This is a genomic window from Stenotrophomonas sp. 57, assembly GCF_030291075.1.
GTDB lineage: Bacteria > Pseudomonadota > Gammaproteobacteria > Xanthomonadales > Xanthomonadaceae > Stenotrophomonas.
In genome coordinates, this window is record NZ_CP127407.1 from 398550 (window position 1) to 415925 (window position 17376).

Annotated in this window: 17 protein-coding genes; 6 read left to right on the plus strand and 11 right to left on the minus strand. The window is 67.1% G+C overall.

All coding sequences use genetic code 11. From position 1 onward, the window contains the following. Positions 1–7 precede the first annotated feature (7 nt). From QP512_RS01760 to rpsU, 3 genes are all read right to left on the minus strand, one after another. Positions 8–928 carry a YihY/virulence factor BrkB family protein gene (locus tag QP512_RS01760; RefSeq protein WP_286070722.1) on the minus strand — a complete coding sequence of 307 codons (921 nt, stop codon included), beginning with the start codon at positions 926–928 and terminating at the stop codon, positions 8–10. 104 nt (positions 929–1032) lie between these two features. Then, positions 1033–1476 carry a GatB/YqeY domain-containing protein gene (locus QP512_RS01765; protein WP_049426948.1) on the minus strand — a complete coding sequence of 148 codons (444 nt, stop codon included), beginning with the start codon at positions 1474–1476 and terminating at the stop codon, positions 1033–1035. Positions 1477–1609: 133 nt separating this feature from the next. After that, positions 1610–1825 (minus strand): 30S ribosomal protein S21, encoded by a 216-nt coding sequence (gene rpsU / locus QP512_RS01770; RefSeq protein WP_002808376.1) that lies wholly within the window; start codon positions 1823–1825, stop codon positions 1610–1612. Between the two features lie 166 nt (positions 1826–1991). Between rpsU and tsaD the strand changes: the two genes are divergently transcribed. Then, positions 1992–3017 (plus strand): tRNA (adenosine(37)-N6)-threonylcarbamoyltransferase complex transferase subunit TsaD, encoded by a 1026-nt coding sequence (gene tsaD, locus QP512_RS01775; RefSeq protein ID WP_286070723.1) that lies wholly within the window; start codon positions 1992–1994, stop codon positions 3015–3017. 33 nt (positions 3018–3050) lie between these two features. Here the strand turns inward: tsaD and QP512_RS01780 are convergent, their stop codons facing one another. After that, positions 3051–3710 carry a hypothetical protein gene (locus QP512_RS01780; RefSeq protein ID WP_286070724.1) on the minus strand — a complete coding sequence of 220 codons (660 nt, stop codon included), beginning with the start codon at positions 3708–3710 and terminating at the stop codon, positions 3051–3053. A gap of 521 nt (positions 3711–4231) precedes the next feature. Here QP512_RS01780 and folB point away from each other — a divergent pair. The 4 genes from folB to QP512_RS01800 all read left to right on the plus strand — a co-directional run bounded on the left by folB (position 4232) and on the right by QP512_RS01800 (position 8878). Beyond that, complete coding sequence (folB, locus tag QP512_RS01785) at positions 4232–4585, plus strand: dihydroneopterin aldolase (protein ID WP_019336361.1); 354 nt, start codon at positions 4232–4234, stop codon at positions 4583–4585. Positions 4586–4644: 59 nt separating this feature from the next. Continuing rightward, entirely contained in the window at positions 4645–5916 is a 1272-nt protein-coding gene (locus tag QP512_RS01790; RefSeq protein ID WP_286070725.1) for a mechanosensitive ion channel domain-containing protein, read from the plus strand. A 128-nt stretch (positions 5917–6044) separates the two neighbouring features. Then, positions 6045–8219: a glycoside hydrolase family 3 N-terminal domain-containing protein gene (locus QP512_RS01795; protein ID WP_286070726.1), complete on the plus strand. Its 2175-nt coding sequence runs from the start codon at positions 6045–6047 to the stop codon at positions 8217–8219. 113 nt (positions 8220–8332) lie between these two features. Beyond that, positions 8333–8878 (plus strand): hypothetical protein, encoded by a 546-nt coding sequence (locus tag QP512_RS01800; protein WP_286070727.1) that lies wholly within the window; start codon positions 8333–8335, stop codon positions 8876–8878. A 111-nt stretch (positions 8879–8989) separates the two neighbouring features. Here the strand turns inward: QP512_RS01800 and QP512_RS01805 are convergent, their stop codons facing one another. Further along, a complete protein-coding gene (locus tag QP512_RS01805; protein WP_286070728.1) occupies positions 8990–10159 on the minus strand; it encodes a PQQ-dependent sugar dehydrogenase in 1170 nt (389 codons plus the stop codon). A 169-nt stretch (positions 10160–10328) separates the two neighbouring features. Here QP512_RS01805 and yiaA point away from each other — a divergent pair, with 169 nt between their 5' ends. Continuing rightward, a complete protein-coding gene (gene yiaA, locus QP512_RS01810; protein ID WP_286070729.1) occupies positions 10329–10784 on the plus strand; it encodes an inner membrane protein YiaA in 456 nt (151 codons plus the stop codon). A gap of 104 nt (positions 10785–10888) precedes the next feature. Here the strand turns inward: yiaA and QP512_RS01815 are convergent, their stop codons facing one another. The 6 genes from QP512_RS01815 to QP512_RS01840 form a co-directional block, all read right to left on the minus strand. Next, a complete protein-coding gene (locus QP512_RS01815) occupies positions 10889–11212 on the minus strand; it encodes a hypothetical protein (RefSeq protein ID WP_286070730.1) in 324 nt (107 codons plus the stop codon). A 111-nt stretch (positions 11213–11323) separates the two neighbouring features. Next, the gene (locus QP512_RS01820; RefSeq protein WP_286070731.1) at positions 11324–12625 is read right to left on the minus strand and encodes an amino acid permease; all 1302 of its coding nucleotides are present in this window, start codon (positions 12623–12625) and stop codon (positions 11324–11326) included. Further along, positions 12622–13383 (minus strand): L,D-transpeptidase family protein, encoded by a 762-nt coding sequence (locus QP512_RS01825; protein WP_286070732.1) that lies wholly within the window; start codon positions 13381–13383, stop codon positions 12622–12624. The genes QP512_RS01820 and QP512_RS01825 overlap by 4 nt, the downstream gene beginning before the upstream one ends. 15 nt (positions 13384–13398) lie before the next feature. Then, positions 13399–14247: a MurR/RpiR family transcriptional regulator gene (locus QP512_RS01830; RefSeq protein WP_286070733.1), complete on the minus strand. Its 849-nt coding sequence runs from the start codon at positions 14245–14247 to the stop codon at positions 13399–13401. 518 nt (positions 14248–14765) lie between these two features. Next, positions 14766–15860 (minus strand): dipeptide epimerase, encoded by a 1095-nt coding sequence (locus QP512_RS01835; protein ID WP_286070734.1) that lies wholly within the window; start codon positions 15858–15860, stop codon positions 14766–14768. After that, a complete protein-coding gene (locus QP512_RS01840) occupies positions 15857–17296 on the minus strand; it encodes an SH3 domain-containing protein (protein ID WP_286070735.1) in 1440 nt (479 codons plus the stop codon). The genes QP512_RS01835 and QP512_RS01840 overlap by 4 nt, the downstream gene beginning before the upstream one ends. Positions 17297–17376 lie beyond the last annotated feature (80 nt).

Sequence of the window (17376 nt, forward strand, 5' to 3'; positions counted from 1 at the left end):
GCCTAGTTTACCCCCTGTCGGGCACCTGGCTGGCGGTTGCCGGATCAATGCCGGCTGCGGCCAGGTGATGACGTGCGCGCAGGCGTTCATCGATCACAGCCGTCATCAGTGCGCCAACGAAGAAGACCACGGTGGCGTAGTAGATCCAGACCAGCGAGATCACCAGCGCGCCCATCGAGCCGTAGGCACTGCCGGGTGCCACGGTGGCGATGTAGACGCCGATGCCGTAGCGGCCCAGTGCGAACAGTGCCGAGGTGATCACGCCGCCGATGAAGGCCTGGCGCCACGCCACGCGACGGTCGGGCAGATAGTGGTACATGAAGGCGAAGCCGACTGCGTAAAGCAGCAGGCTCGTGACGTACCCCAGCGCGGGCAGGATCGAAGGCAGTTGCGCGAAGGCCACCTGCAGCACCGTGGTGGCGGTCATCGACAGGATCAACAGGAAGCCCAGCGCCAGCACCACGCCGAACGAGAACACGCGCTTGCGCAGCCAGGCCTTGACGCCTTCCAGGCGCTCGCCGCTGGTGCGGAAGATCAGGTTCAGTGCGTTCTGCAGCTGGGCGAACACGGCGGTGGCACCCACGAACAGCAGCAGCGTGCTCCACACACCCGCCAGCGACCCGACATCCGGCTGGTTGTCGGCGTTCTTCAGAACGGTTTCGGCCACGGTAGCCGCGCTGCTGCCGGCCACCGAGCTGATCTGGTCGATCAGCGCCTGCTGGGCCGGGGGGTACAGTGAGGCGGTCAGCCACAGCAGCAGGACCAGCAACGGTGCCATCGACAGCAGGGCGTAGAAGGAGACGGAAGCTGCCTGGGTCAGCACGTCGACGTCGATGAAGCGCTTGGCCACCGCCATCGGGAAGCTGTCCTGCAGGCGCTTGATGTACTTGTGCAGTGACACGGGAACGTTGGGCTCGGGTTCGACCATGTGTGCGGTTGTAGCAGGCGACCGACGAAGGTGCGGTGAAACAGGGGCGCTGATGGGGTCAGAGCCCTTCCGCGATGCGAAAGGGATCCGACCCCGGCAATGGCTTATGCCAGCAGCTGCTTGACCAGCTTGGACACCAGGCCCATGTCGGCCTGGCCGGCGAGCTTGGGCTTCAGCGCGCCCATCAGCTTGCCCATGTCGGCCGGGCCGGAAGCACCGGTTTCGGCGATGGCGGCCTGGATGGCGGCCACGATCTCGGCTTCGCCCATCTTGGCCGGCAGGTAGGCTTCGATGACCACGATCTCGGCGCGCTCGATCTCGGCCAGGTCTTCACGGTTGGCGGCTTCGAACTGGCTGACCGAGTCCTTGCGCTGCTTGACCATCTTGTCGAGCACGGCGATCACGGCGGTGTCGTCCAGCTCGATGCGCTCGTCCACTTCGCGCTGCTTGATGGCAGCGTTGATCAGGCGGATCACGCCCAGCTTGTGCTTCTCGCCCGCCTTCATGGCGGCCTTCATGTCGTCGGTGAGCTGCTGCTTCATGCTCATGAGGAACCTCGTGGTGGTAGGTGGGGCGGGGCGGATGCCCGAACCCGGAAACGCAAAAAGCCGGCGACGCTCGCGCGTGCCGGCTTCGGCTCCATCGCGACAGGCAGGCCCGTCGCAATGAAGATGCGTCCGATCAGTACAGGCGCTGACGCTTGGTGACGTCGCGCGACGAGCGGCGCAGCTGACGCTTCACAGCAGCGGCGGCCTTGCGCTTGCGCTCCTGGGTCGGCTTTTCGTAGAACTCGCGCTTGCGGGTTTCGGCCAGCACACCGGCCTTTTCGCAAGTGCGCTTGAAGCGGCGAAGAGCAAACTCGAAGGGCTCGTTCTCGCGGACTTTGACGCTGGGCATGGAATCTCCGGGACACAGTAGAACCGGGTCACGCCCGGCGAGCCGCACATTATAGCGGCGAATAGACAAACTGCAAGCGGCCAACCCTGAATACGGGCCGGAAGTTCGAAAGCAGTGAGATCTGCACATCCCCCGAGGGGGCGGCAGGGGCGTCATAATAGCAGGCATGCGAGTCCTTGGCATCGAATCTTCCTGTGATGAGACCGGCGTGGCGGTGTATGACACCGACGTGGCCGGCAGCGCGGCCCTGCGCGCCCATGCGGTCTACAGCCAGATCGCCCTGCATGCCGAGTACGGCGGTGTAGTGCCCGAGCTGGCCAGCCGCGACCACGTCCGCAAGCTGCTGCCGCTGGTGCGCCAGACCCTGGCCGACGCCGGCCTTGGCGTAGGCGATATCGACGGGGTGGCCTATACGGCCGGTCCCGGCCTGGTCGGTGCGCTGCTGGTGGGCGCCGGCGTGGCCCGCTCGCTGGCCTGGGCGCTGGAGGTGCCGGCGGTGGGCGTACACCATATGGAAGGCCACCTGCTGGCCCCGCTGATGGAGGACGACCCGCCGGAAGCGCCGTTCGTGGCGCTGCTGGTGTCCGGCGGCCATACCCAGCTGGTGGCGGTGGACGCCATCGGCCAGTACCGCCTGCTGGGCGAGACCCTGGACGATGCGGCCGGCGAGGCCTTCGACAAGACCGCCAAGCTGATGGGCCTCCCATACCCGGGTGGCCCCCAGCTGGCCAGGCTGGCCGAGCAGGGCACGCCGGGCGCGTACCGCTTCGCGCGGCCGATGACCGACCGCCCGGGGCTGGATTTCAGTTTCTCCGGCCTGAAGACCCAGGTCCTGATGGCCTGGCGCGACAGCGACCAGAGCGAGCAGACCCGCGCCGACATCGCCCGTGGCTTTGAAGATGCGGTGGTCGAGACCCTGTCGATCAAGTGCGAGCGCGCGCTTGAAGCGGCCGGCACCAACGTGATCGTGGTGGCCGGCGGCGTGGGCGCGAACAAGCGCCTGCGCGCCCGCCTGCAGCAGATGGCCGAGCGCCTGGGCGGCCGCGCCTGCTTCCCGCGACCGGCACTGTGCACCGACAACGGCGCGATGATCGCCTTCGCCGGCGCCCTGCGCCTGCAGGCCGGCCAGCACAGCCCGCCGAAGGTGGACGTGACCCCGCGCTGGGACATGGCGACCCTGCCAGCGGTGTGAACCAGCGGCGCCGGGCCACGCCCGGCGGACGTATTACCGATGCCCTGCCAACGGCGACGCCGCCAGCACGGTCGTCGCCCGCTCATGGCGCTGCAGCCAGCCCAGGGTGTGCGGGCTGCGGGCGTGGATCAGCCGCCCGATCGCGGCCAGGTCGGCGCCGATGTCGCGCTCGAGGATGGGCTCGTGATGGGCGATGCGGTTGCGCAGGTGGCGGATGCGGCCAATATCCGCGTGGATGGCTTTCCGGATGACACTGGGGTGGGCGCAAGGCGCATGGCGCAGGACTCCGCTGAGTGCCGGTATCCACAGCGTGGAATCGAAGCGACATGTGAATAGCTGCTGCCAGAACACCATAGGCAGGTTGGCGACGATTTCAGGTGTATCGCTTACGCGACTGGCAAGTTGTTCCAGTGCCGTGCGTGGAGAAGTACTGGACGAAGTTGGCAGCCTGCGTCTAAAGGCATCATTCCAGGGCCAACGTGGACCGTGCTGCCGAACAAGAACCATTGCCGCGGCGTTGCGGGTGACCACCTCGCACAGATGGACCGGCATCATCAGTGCACCGCACAGCCGCATGTTCCAGAGGTAGAGGGATTCGGCTGTGACGTCGGGGCCGCAGGTCGATGCGATTCTCTCGTAAGTGGACAGACGCTCCGCTGACAACGCGCGCCGCAGTGCATCGTATGAAGCCATCGTGATGTGCGGTGGTGAAGAATGGATCGATGTTGGCCAGTCAGGCGGGCAACAACCATAAGGGAACGTCGTTGTCCGTGCGGCCGATTCTCTGTGTTTCGCCTCGGACGAATACCTGAGCTTGCCTGTCGGAATTGGCCTTGACCGACGATCTGGTCCTTGCCTACTCTGCGTGCCTGCGCCACCGGGACTCGCGGCTGTTCAGCAGCTCCCCCCGGGGACAAACGGTAGTACCAAAGGGCCCTGCTAGCGGGGCCCTTTGTTTTTTCCGTCACCAGCAATTGCCGCAATCGCCTCTCACATCGAGCAGGACCGATGGGATACCTTCGCCAGCGTGTGCTCCGGGACTCGCGGCTGGATTCCAGCTTCCCCTGGGGACATTGAGAGGTACCAAAGGGCCCCGCTAGCAGGGCCCTTTGTCTTTTCCGGGCCCGCGCCACGTGGGACGCCTACCGCCCGTTCCGGGCAGGCTCACCGCCGTGCCGTTACCATGGTCGCCTGTATTGGCGCTGGTAACCGCAATGGACAAGGTTTTCATCGAGGGGCTGACGATCGACGCCCTGATCGGTATCTACGATTGGGAGCGACGGATCCGCCAGGACCTGGTGTTCGACCTGGAAATGGGCTTCGACAACCGTCGCCCCGCGGCCACCGACGACATCGCCCACACCTTGAACTACAAGGCGGTGAGCAAGCGCCTGGAGCAGTTCGTGCGCGAGTCGGAGTTCGGCCTGGTCGAGACCCTGGCCGAGCGCTGCGCCCAGATCGTACTGACCGAATTCGACGTGAAGTGGCTGCGCCTGAAGCTGAGCAAGCCCGGTGCGGTGCGCGGCGCGCGCGCGGTGGGCGTGATCATCGAGCGCACGCGCGACTGACCCGGTAAACCCGGCCGCAGGTCGGCAACCTCATCAGCAATAAAACAAGGAGACAACGGATGGTAGACGCGGTGGTGGCGGTACAGTGGCTGGAAAAGCTGCAGAACACACTGGAACCCTATCCTGGCGCCTACCTGGCGTTGATGATCTCGGCGCTGCTGATCGCCGCCGGCCTGGCCAATTGGGTGACCAAGCGCATCCTGCTGCGGGGTCTGCGACGCCTGCTCAGCCGCCTGCCGGGCGCTGACACCGGCCGTGGCAGCCACCTCATGCGGGTGATCTCGCGGCTGTCCAATGTGGTGCCCAGCCAGGTGATCGCTTCCGGCATCCGCATCGTGCCCGATCTGCCGCCGGGGCTGGTGAGCTTCATCATCGGCGCCTGCCAGGCGTGGGCGATCCTGACCGTGGTGCTGGCCATCTCGCATGCGCTGGATGCGGCCAACGATCTCTACGAACGTCGCCCCGAAGCACGCAACAAGCCGATCAAGGGCTACCTGCAGGTCGCCAAGATCGTCATCTTCGTGATCGCCGGCCTGTCGATTGTCGCCACCCTGGCCGGTGTCGACCTGCGCTATCTGGTTACCGGCCTCGGCGCCGCCACCGCAGTGCTGATGCTGATCTTCCAGGACACCATCCTGTCGCTGGTAGCCAGCGTGCAGATCAGCGGCGATGGTCGCGTGCGCATCGGTGACTGGATCGAGATGCCCAGCCAGAACGCCGATGGTGATGTGATCGACATCGCCCTGCACACCATCACCGTGCAGAACTTCGACAAGACCATCACCACCATCCCGACCAAGAAGCTGGTGACGGAGTCGTTCAAGAACTGGCGCGGCATGCAGGAAGCCGGTGGCCGCCGCATCAAGCGCGCGCTGTACCTGGACCAGCACAGCGTCGGCTTCCTGGACGAGGGCGACCTGGCCTTCCTCGGCCAGTTCGCGCTGCTGCGCGACTACCTGCGTGAGAAGGAACAGGAGCTGGGGCAGTGGAACGGGCGCCTGCGCGAGCAGGGCGTGGCCGAGGTCAACAGCCGCCGCGTGACCAACCTGGGCACCTTCCGCGCCTACGTGGAGCGCTACCTGCGCAGCCATCCGGGCATCCATACCGACATGACCCTGCTGGTGCGGCAGCTGCAGCCGACCACCGAGGGCCTGCCGCTGGAGCTGTACTGCTTCACCCGCAGCACCGCCTGGGGCGAGTACGAGGCGGTGCAGTCGGACATCTTCGACCACCTGCTGGCGATCCTGCCGGCCTTCGGCCTGCGCGTGTTCCAGGCCTCCAGCGACGCCATGTTGATGGCCGGGCAGCGCCGGCTGGCCGGCTCGGAGTAAGCTGCGATGCTTCCAGCCGGACCGTACGGATCCGGCTGGAGCCTGAAACTGAATGACGAAACCTCTCGCCAAATGGCTCGGGATCGCTAGAATGCCGGGCTTGTAAACGTTTTCATCAAGGACTGCTGGTGGCCTCCGATCGCATCGAATCCCTCATTGCCCAGATGACCGTCGAGGAAAAGGTCGGCCAGCTGGGTGTCTTCGCGGACATGGTCCGCCCGTTCGCCCCGGACGTGAACCCGGAAGCCAACGTGCGCAATGCCGACCAGGTGCTGCAGCAGGTGCGCGAGGGCATGGTCGGCTCGCTGTTCAATGGCGTCGGCGCCGAACTGGGCCGCCGCATCCAGCAGGTCGCCACCGAGGAGAGCCGCCTGGGCATCCCGGTGATCCTGGCGGCCGACGTCATCCACGGCATGCGTACCGTGTTCCCGATTCCGCTGGGCGAGGCCGCCAGCTTCGAGCCGGACCTGGCCGAGCGCACTGCGCGCGCCACCGCCATCGAGGCCACCGCCGCCGGCCTGCACTGGACCTACGCACCGGCCGTGGACATCGCCCGCGACCAGCGCTGGGGCCGGGGTGCCGAAGGCGCCGGTGAGGACGTGGTCCTGGGCTGCGCGTTCGCCGCCGCCCGCGTGCGCGGCTTCCAGGGCGGCGATCTGCGTGCCGCCGATTCGCTGCTGGCCACGCCGAAGCACTTCGCCGCCTATGGCGCGGTGATGGCCGGCATGGAATACAACATGGTGGACATCTCGCCGCAGACCCTGCGCGACGTGCACCTGCCGCCGTTCAAGGCCGCCTTCGACGCCGGCGCGATCACCGTGATGTCCTCGTTCAACGACATCAACGGCGTGCCGGCCAGCGCCAATGCCGAACTACTGACCGACATCCTGCGCGGTGAGTGGAAGTTCCCGGGCGTAGTGATCTCCGATTACACCGCCGACATGGAACTGGTCGCCCACGGCTATGCCGCCGACGACCGCGATGCCACCGCCAAGGCGTTCACCGCCGGCCTGGACCTGAGCATGCAGAGCGGCTTCTACGCCGAGCACCTGCCGGGCCTGGTCGAGAGCGGCGAGGTGCCGATGGCGGTGCTGGATGAAGGCGTGCGCCGCATCCTGTGGCTGAAGGAAACCATCGGCCTGTTCGACGACCCGTACCGTTCGCTGGACCCGGCGCGCGAAGCCGATACCTCGCACATCGCCGCGCATGACGAACTGTCGCGCGATGCCGCGCGCCGCTCGATCGTGCTGCTGAACAACCGCGACAACGTGCTGCCGCTGCAGAAGACCGGGCAGAAGATCGCCCTGATCGGCCCCTTCGTGCAGGACCGCGAGAACATCGAAGGCTGCTGGACGCTGTTCGGTGACAAGCAGCGCTATGTGGACCTGGAAACCGGCGTGCGCGCCGCCATCGGCGATGCCTCGCTGCTGGAGATCGTGCCCGGCTGTGATCTGGAAACCGCGATTCCGGGCGGCACCGAAGCGGCCGTTGCCGCCGCGCTGCGTGCCGACGTGGTGGTGCTGGCACTGGGCGAACCGCAGCGTTACAGCGGCGAAGCGCAGTCGCGCGTGGAGATCACTCTGCCGCCGGCACAGCAGGCGCTGGCCGAAGCGGTGGCGATGACCGGCAAACCGCTGGTGGTGCTGCTGCGCAATGGCCGCGCGCTGGCGCTGCAGGGCGCGGTGCGCAACGCGCACGCCGTGGCGGTCACCTGGTACCTGGGCACGCAGACCGGCCATGCCGTGGCCGATGTGCTGTTCGGTGATTACAGCCCGTCCGCGCGCCTGCCGGTCAGCTTCCCGCAGGTGTCCGGCCAGCAGCCGTATTTCTACAACCACCCGCGTACCGGCCGCCCGGAACTGCCGACCATGTCGGAGTTCAAGGCGCGCTGGCGCGAGATCCCGAACGAACCGCTGTACCCGTTCGGCCATGGCATCGGCTACACCACCTTCGCTTACGGCGTGCCGCAGCTGAGCACGGCACAGCTCGGCTGGGACGACACCCTGACCATCACCACCGTGCTGACCAATACCGGCCGCGTGGCCGGCGAGGAAGTGGTGCAGCTGTACATCCACGACCGCGTGGCCAGCCGCGTGCGCCCGGTGCGCGAACTGAAGGACTTCCGCAAGGTGGCACTGCAGCCGGGCGAGTCGGCCGAAGTGGTGTTCACCCTGACCCGTGAGCAGCTGGCGTTCGCCGGCCGCGACGGCGTGCTGCGTGCGGAACCGGGTCAGTTTGACCTGTGGGTCTGCGCCTCGTCGGCGGCCGGCGAAGCCGTGCAGTTCGAGCTGCTGAAGGGTTGATCGCGGAATGGCAGTGCCGGGCCATGCCCGGCGTTGCTGCGCTCACATTGCACGAACACGCCGGGCGTGCCCGGGCGCTACCATCGGGCTCCCTGTTTCGATGGAGTGCGCGCATGCGCCGGATGGCTTGTCTGATTCCCGCCCTGTTGCTGGCGGCCTGTTCGCAGCCGGCGGCACCACCGTCCGAGCCTGTCGCGGATGCACCGCCGCCGATGGAGGCCAGCGCCCCGGCAACGCCCGCAGCACCCACCGCTGAGCCCGCCGCCGCTGCCCCGGCCGCACCCGAAGCGGATGCGCCCGCGGAAGACGCACGGGCACGCATCGAAACCCTGCTTGGTGATGCGGCGCAGTACGAAAAGGTGTTCAACGCGTTCAAGACCGCCGTGGTCGGTGGTGATCGTGCTGCCGTGGTGGAGGAAGTGCGCTTCCCGCTGAACATCGCGGATGGAAAGAAGATCACCGGCCCGGGCGAGTTCCAGCGCAACTACGAGAAGATCATCACACCGGCGGTGGTCAAGGCGGTGTCCGAACAGGACTTCGGCAAGGTCTTCGTCAACCAGCAGGGCGTGATGATCGGCGATGGACAGGTGTGGTTGAACGGGCAGTGCCTGGACCAGGCCTGCACGAAGACCGAGGTGAAGGTCATCACCATCCAGTAAACGGAAGCGGCCCCGCATGCGGGGCCGTTGCAGAAGGGTAGTGCCGGCCGCTGGCCGGCAGCCGCAGGATGCCGGGAGAATTCAGGGGGCCGGCCAGCGGCCGGCGCTGCCTCAGGCCTTCGGCGTCAGCTTCAACAGGCGCGCCTTGCTGCCGTCTTCCAGCAGCCACAGGGCGCCATCCGGGCCCTGTTCCACTTCGCGGATACGCTCGCCCATGTTGAAGCGTTCGGCCTCGCGCGCGCTGTCGCCGTCGAAGGCCACACGCACCAGCGAGGTCGACGACAGGCCACCGATGAAGCCGCTGCCCTTCCACTGTGGGAACAGGCTGCCGCTGTAGATCACGAAGCCGGCCGGCGAGATCACCGGCGTCCAGGTCACCTTCGGCGCAGCAAATTCAGGGCGGGTGCTGTGGTCGGGGATCGGGCGACCGTCGTAGTGGTCGCCATTGGAAACGACCGGGTAACCGTAGTTGGCGCCGCGCACGATCAGGTTCAGTTCGTCGCCGCCGGCCGGGCCCATCTCATGTGCCCACAGCTTGCCGTTGGCGTCGAAGGCCATGCCCAGAATATTGCGGTGGCCCAGCGACCACACCTGCGCGGCAACGCCGCCCTGCGAGGCGAACGGGTTGTCGGCGGGCAGGCTGCCATCGTCGTTGAGGCGGATGATCTTGCCGAGGTTGCCGCCCATGTCCTGGGCCGGATCGAACTTCTGCCGCTCGCTGGAGCTGATCCACAGCTTGCCGTCCGGGCCGAAGGCGAGGCGGTGGCCGTAGTGCCCCTGGCCGCTGACCTTGGGAGTCTGCCGCCAGATCACCTTCAGGTCCTTCAGCTGGCCAGCCCCGTTCGCGTCCAGCGCCAGCGTGGCGCGGGCCACGGCCGCACCGCGGGTATCCAGCGTGCCTTCCTCGGCATAGCTGAGGTAAACGACGTGATTCCGGGCAAAGTCGGGATGCAGGATGATGTCGCCCAAGCCACCCTGGCCACCGTAGGCGACCTTCGGAACGCCGGTGATCTCATGCTCCTGGCCGCTGGCCAGATCCAGGTGCTGCAGCTTGCCGCGCTTCTCGGTGACCAGCAGGCTGCCGTCAGGCAGGAAGGTCATCGCCCACGGCTGGTCAAAACGGCTGACTTCGGTGGCGGTGAACGGACGCTGGTCGGCGGCGGAGGCGGCTGCGGGCGCGCTGGTCTGGGCGCCGTTGGCGCCAGGGTCGGCGGCATTGCAGGCAGAGGCGGCGAGGATCGGCACCAGGACGAGGGCGAGCAGCAGGGGTGTGCGGGTCATGGGTATCTCCAGGGCGGGGATGCGGATGGCCGGGCTGTCCCTTGTATACCACTGGAGGCGTGACCGTCGTGGCCCGAAGGTCCTGCTCCCCCCTGTGCGACGGCGGCGGGATCGTCTAGGGTGGGCACGCCCGGGCAAAGCGTGCCCGACTGCCTGCCAAGGATCTGCAATGAACACTGCCATGCCCCACAAGCCGTCCACCGCCTTCATCGCCGCCTCGTGGGTGGCCCTGCTGCTGGGCGCGGCGGCCTACCTGATCGGCCTGTTCAACGCCGCCACGATGGCGCTCAATGAAAAGGGCTACTACCTGACCCTGCTGCTGTTCGGCCTGTTCGCGGCGGTGTCGCTGCAGAAGAGTGTGCGTGACCGCGTTGAGGGTATCCCAGTGAGCGCGCTGTACTACGCGTTGTGCTGGTTCGCGCTGCTCTCGGCGCTGATGCTGCTGCTGGTTGGGCTGTGGAATGCCACGCTGGCATCGAGCGAGAAAGGCTTCTACGGCATGGCCTACGCGCTGTCGCTGTTCGGTGCGGTGGCGGTGCAGAAGAACACCCGCGACCTCATCGCTGCAGGTGCTGGTGAGAGCACGCGCAGCCCGGTCGTGCCACCGTTGCCGGAACAGGAGTGAATCCGTAGAGCCGAGCCCACGCTCGGCTCTCGCAGGATTTCTGTAGCGTCGCGCCATGCTCGACTCTCAGCCGAGCATGGGCTCGGCTCTACAGAAGCATGGCGTTACCGCTTCAACCGCGGGTCCGCCAGCTGTGCATCCTCCCAGCCACGGCGCACAGCGCCGCGCGCCTGCGCCCATTCCAGCCGGCTGCGGCCGCGTTCACTGGCCCAGCGCGATTCCAGCTCTGCTTCGACCTGTTCGTAGGCGCGGATCATGTCCTGTGCACGCGCGGCGTGGCCGATGCGGTAGGCAGGCTCGTAGTCCTCGAAGAACAGCTGGTCGTCGTAGTACGGCTCGGCCGTGTAGCGTTCGCGCCAGTAGTTGCTGACCGCATCGCGCGGCGTGCTGTCGTCCGGTACGCGGCCGGGAATCTGGTACTCAGCCATGGAAGGGCTCCGTTGTTGACGAAGCCTGATCGTGCCTGCGTGGTGGTTAACGGCCCGGTCCGGCAGCGTGATCACCAGATCAATCCGCCGGGCATGGCCCGGTGCGACCGGTCACCCGGCGTCGGCATCCTTGCGCGGCAGCTTGTAGATCACCGCGCCGATGCCAAACGCCACCAGCGCCGCGGCGATGTTCTGCCAGCTGGCACTGGCGAACAGCGCCAGGCACAGCAGCAGCGCCAGCACCGGAATCAGCGGGCCACCGGGCAGCTTCAGCGCGCCTGGCCGGTCCGCGAAGCGCTTGGCCAGCACCAGCACCGCAGCCGCGGTGCCGATGTAGGCGAACAACCGCGTGGTCATCGACAGCAGCGCCAGCTGCACGAACGAACCGGACAGCGCCAGTCCGAGTGCGATCAAACCCTGGCACAGGATCGATGCGGCCGGCGTGTGGAAGCGTGGATGCACCTGCGCCAGGATCTTCGGGCCATAGCCATCACGGGCCAGTGCGAACAGGAAGCGCGGGCCCATCATCATCGTGTTGCTGTTGGTGCCGAGGATGGAGATGGTCGCGCCGACGGTGAGGATCAGCGCCAGCGCCTCGCCACCGAAACCAGCGGCGGCATCGGCCAGGGGCGTGGCCGAACTGGCCAGGCCCGCCAGCGTGCCCTGCGCCACCACCTGCACCGCGCCGTAGATGACGGTGACGGTGATGATCATGGTGATCAGCGCGAATGGGATATCGCGGCGCGGATTGCGGTACTCGCCCGCCGCAGCGGGGATGTTTTCGAAACCGGCGTAGGCGTACAGCAGCAGGAGCGCGGCCTCGCCCATGCGTTGCAGGTCATGCGGGTCCGGGCGCTGGCCGGAGAACGCCAGCTGTGGGTCGATATAGAACGCACCGATGGCCACGAACAGCAGCAGGGGCAGCATCTTGCCGATCACCAGCACCACGCCGGTCCGCGCGGCCGAGCGCACGCCGATGATGTTGACGCCGGTCAGGAAGCCCAGCGACACCACGATGATCGCGATGCGCCCCATGCCGGCACCGGCCCATGGCCAGAACCGCGCGACCGCATCGGCCAGCGCATTGCTCAATGCGGCCGCCGAGCTGATGCGGGTCAGCCAGATCATCCAGCCGATCTCGAATCCGGCGAAGCGCCCGAACGCTTCGCGCGCATACAGGTAGCTGCCGCCGGGTTCATCGAAGTAGCTGGCGGCCTGGGCGTAGCACAGCACCAGCAGCGCGACGACGATGCCGGCGGCGACCACGCCCCACAGGCTGAAGGGGCCGAGCAGGGCGACGGTGGCGGCCGGCAGCAGGTAGATGCCGCTGCCTATCACATCGTTGATTGACAGGCCGACGATCTGCCAGCGGCTGACCGCGCGTTGCAGCTGCGGTTCGTCCTGCGCGCTCAACGGGCGTCTCCGCTGAGTGCGGGCAGCTGCCACTGGGCCTGCAGGCGTGTGTATTCGGCGCGCGGCAGCAGCACGAAGCGCGGCGCCTCCTGCGGGCGCAACCAGTCCAGCAGGGCCCGCATGCGTGCCTGCGGCATAGCGGTGCAGCCGGCCGTGGCCTCGCCGGGCTGGCGCCACAGATGGGCGAAGATGCAGCTGCCCTTGCCCGGCTGGTTGTCCGGATTGTGGGCGATCACGAAGCCTTCCTGGTAGCGCACGTCGCCCTTGTTGTGCAGGTCCAGCCGCATGGGCTCGGTGGAGCCCTTGATCGCCGCACTGCCGACTTTCCTTTCATCGACGATGCGGTTGTAGAACGGCGAGCCGGGTACGTCCATGCAGTAGCTGCTTTCAAGCATCGGCTGGTAGGCCATGGCCGTGCCTGGGCGTGTGACGGCATAGCCGAACGCGCTGCCGAGCGCGAACACGCCCGCCGGGCTGCGGCCATCGCCTTCCTGCTTCTGCGGGCCATCGGCCTGCGCCGGGTGCAGGCCCAGGCCCCAGGCACTGCCAGTGCGGCCAAGTGCCACCGGGAACGCCTCTCCATGCGCATGCCAGCCCTTGCCATCGCGCACATAGGCCTGCAGCTGGCCCTGGGTGCTGTCCCAGCCTTCGCTGGTGACCACGATCAGCTGGCGCGCACCCTCCAGCGGCGCGGCGTGGACGGACACCGCTGCAGCAAGCAGCAGCGCAGCGGTAGCGCGACGGACCAGCGATTTCATCAACAGGTGCTCCGGTCAGGAATCCAGCAGGTGATCGATCCGCTCCAGGTTCACCGCCAGCTGCTGCTGGCGGTCCGGATTGGTGTGGCAAAGCAGCACGAACAGGAAATCGAGCAGGGCATGCATGGCGCTACGGTACAGCAGCTGCGCGACCTGCGGCGTGCGATCGTGCGCGCACACCCCCAGTGCTGCGTCAGCATGCGCGCGCAGCGGGTTGGCGGTGTGGCGGGTGATGGAAATCACCTTGCCACCCATGTCCTGGAACTGCCGCGACAGCTGCGAAAGCTGCGGCAGGTTGCCGAATTCGGAGAACACCAGCAGTGCATCGCCGGGGCGTGCGGCCGACAGGTTGGCCAGCATCAGGATCGGGTCGGTATGCGGTACCACCAGCAGGCCGAGCAGCGACAGCCGCATGGCGAACTCGCGGGCATACAGGCCGTCGTCACCCAGGCCGTACACGAACAGCTTGGGCGCGCCGTCGAGCAGCTGCACGATGCGCTCGATTTCCTCGCGTGGGTTGGCCTGGCGGGTTTCCTCCTCGGCCTGCGCCTTGCTGCGGCGCAGGGCGTCGCCCAGGCGCAGGTAGTCATCGCCACTGTCGGGTTCGCTGGGGGCCTGTTGTGGATCGGCACCGGCGCGAGCCACGTCCTGGCCGATCGAGTACTTCAGGTCCGGGTAGCCCTTGAAGCCGAGCTTCTGGCTGAACTTCACCACGCTGGACTGGCTGATGCCGAGCGCACTGGCCAGTTGCTGGGACGAGTAGTCGCGCAGCAGGTGGGCGTTGTCGAGGATGAAGTCGGCGATGCGTCGCTCGATGGCCGACATCTGCCCGCGCTCGGAACGGATCTTCAGCAGGGGCGGCATGCGGGGTGTCCGGGGGTCTGCAAAGGCGTTGCGGTTGGCCGCATAAAGCGAATTATGGGGTGGGTCGGGGGGTGGGGAGTGCGGGGACGCCGCAAGTACGTCCGTGTAGGCTTGGCCGCCGCATCCATGCGGCGGACACCCCCGCAAGCCCCCCCCCCCCCCCCCCGACCCTGGACACATCGCGCGCGTGCCAGCCGCGAAGGGATTACGGGGTAGGGCAAAAACAAGCGCTTCCACGCGTGGCGTGGATCTACTGGGTGCAGCTGTTGCATTGGACGTTGAGTCCGCCTTGTAGCGAGCCGAGCACCGCAGGTCCGGCGAGGGCGAAGAGGCGCGGGTGTCTGAGCGCAGCGAGTTCCCGCGCCGTCCCTCGACGGGCCGAGGAGCGCAGGGAACCGGTGCGTAGCACCGGCTCGCGGCCGGCGGAGCGTTTCTTTTGGTTACTTTTCTTTTCGCGAAAAGAAAAGTAACGCGCGACCCAGCGTCAGTGGCAGGCAACGTCAGCCGCAAGGCAGAGATCAACCCAGCATCTCCAGCCCACGCACTTCGGTGATGCCCAAGCCCGGCACGTCGCTGATACTGATCTCCGACTCGTTGAAATGCACGCCCCCGCTGACCGGGTCGAACTGGCCCAGCGACGGGCCGTCCAGGTCGACCTTGGTGATCACATCGCTCTTGGCCACCGCCAGGTGCACGGCGGCGGCCACGCTGATGCTCGATTCGATCATGCAGCCGATCATGCACGGCACGCCGTAGATGCCGGCGATGTCGGCGATGCGGATCGCGTTGGACAGGCCGCCGGTCTTCATCAGCTTGATGTTGATGATGTCGGCCGCGCGCTGCTGGATCAGGTCCATCACCTGGCTGGGGCTGAACACGCTTTCATCGGCCATCACCGGTGTGTTGACGCGATCGGTGACGTACTTCAGGCCGCTGATGTCGGCCGCCTTGACCGGTTGCTCCAGCAGTTCCAGCACCACGCCGGCCTCTTCCAGCGTGCGCATGGCATGCACCGCCTGCTTGGCGGTCCAGCCCTGGTTGGCGTCCAGGCGCAGCAGGGCGCGGCCTTCGACGGCGGCATGGATCGCCTTGACCCGTTCGATGTCCAGGCCGATGTCCTTGCCCACCTTGATCTTCAGCGATTCGAAACCGCGCTCGATGGCCGACAGCGAATCGGCCACCATCTTGTCGATGTAGTCCACGCTGATGGTGATGTCGGTGGTGATCACCGGGTCGCCGCCACCGAGCATCTGGTACAGCGGTGCACCGTGCAGCTGCGCCCACAGGTCGTACAGCGCGATCTCCACCGCGGCCTTGGCGCTGGTGTTGCGCTCCATCGCGGTCTGCACCAGCCCGCACAGGCGGTTGATGTTGGCCACGTCCTGGCCGATCAGGCGCGGCGCGATGAAGTGGCGGATCGCTTCGATGATCGAGCCGTGCGTATCACCGGTGATCACCGCAGTGGCGGGGGCTTCGCCGTAGCCGGTGTGGCCGGTGTCGGTGCGGATCAGCACCACCACGTCCTCCACGGTCTCCACCGTGCGCAGGGCGGTCTTGAACGGCGTTTTCAGCGGCACGCGCAGCATGCCCAGTTCGATGGCGGTGATCTTCATTCAGGAGTCTTGGCCCGCAGGCGCTGGATGTTGGTGATGCGGTCGATGTAGCGGACGGTATCGCTGGCCATCATCGGCTCCAGCGGGGTGACCGAAACACCATTGAGGTGGGCCTGTACGCGCTTGCCGTCGGCACCGAACCAGCTGCCGCCCGCCGTATCATGGATGACCCAGGTGCGGCCGTCGACGTGGCCGATGGCCATCATCACGTGCCCGGGAATGTAGACCAGGTCGCCCACCTGCAGATCGGTGACCGCACGGTCGCGCGCGGCCTTGCCGACCTTCCCGGTGAAGGGCAGGCGGTCCAGTGCCGGGCTGATCGCCTGTGCGCTGGTATTGCGCGGCAGCAGCACGCCGAAGCTGCGGTAGATCTCGGAAACGAACCCGCTGCAGTCGCGGGTGTCGTAGTCGTGGCCCCAGCCATAGCGTTCGCCCAGGAACTTGAAGGCCTGCTGCAGCAGCAGGCGCGGGGTGAGCGGCAGGTAGTCGGCGGCGGTGTCCTGCGAGCGCGGCAGCAGCGCCGGCACCAGTTTCAGGCGGCCATCGGTTTCGCGCACCGGCAGCTGCACCACCCACGAGGCATGCGCCTGCTGGCCGTTCACCGGTTCGGCGGCGGGCCAGTCGGCCAGCACCGGCAGGCGCACGCCCATGTCCAGCTGCAGGCGCGAGACGCGCGGTTCCTCCGGGGTGTAGGCGGTCTGCGCCGTGGCACCGGTGATGATGCGGTACGGTCCCTTCGCGCCGTAGCCGAGCACCGTGGCCTTGTCGCCGCTGGCGATGGCGTCGGCTTCGATCCACGCGCTGTAGCGCTCGCTGTGCACGAACAGCCAACGGCCGTCGGCACTGCGGTGGACCACGGCGACCTTGTCGCCGGGGAACAGTGCCGATTCCTGGAAGCGGTCGATGTCGGTGTCGCCGGCCGTGCTGAAGACGCGTTCGCGGGTGGGGAAGGTGCGCAGCGCCGCGCGTTTCACCACCAGGCCGAAGGCTGGTGACACCTGGGAAGGAATCGCATCGAGGCCGAGGTTGGCTTCGATGCCACTGCGCAGCGCGGGGGCGATGGCCTGGCCCTTCTCGTTGAACAGTACACGCTCGGGCCAGCGCGACAATGCGCTGATGCTGGCGCGTACCTGCGCGGCATCGAGCTGTGCGGGCAGTGCGGCGATGTCCTGGATGTGGCTGTCCTGCGCCCGCATCCGCGCGTTCTGCGCGTCGATCTGCGCGCGGTCGAGGATCGGCGCGTCAGCGTTGTCCAGGCGCGCGGCCCAGTACTGCGGGGTCAGGTAGGCCTCGTGCAGGCCAACCACATAGGGCAGCGGCGCGCCGGGGTCAGGTGGCGGTGCAGCCTGTGCGAAAGCCGGTGCGGCCAGCACGCACAGGGCCAGGGTCAACCGGCGCGGCCACTGCCGGTCCGGTGCGCGGAAAGCCAGGATCATGCGCTGCATACCCTCCTCGAATGCCAGCTGGAATATTTATTCCTTTCTCTGGCGAAAGCAAGAATAAATTATTGACCGGT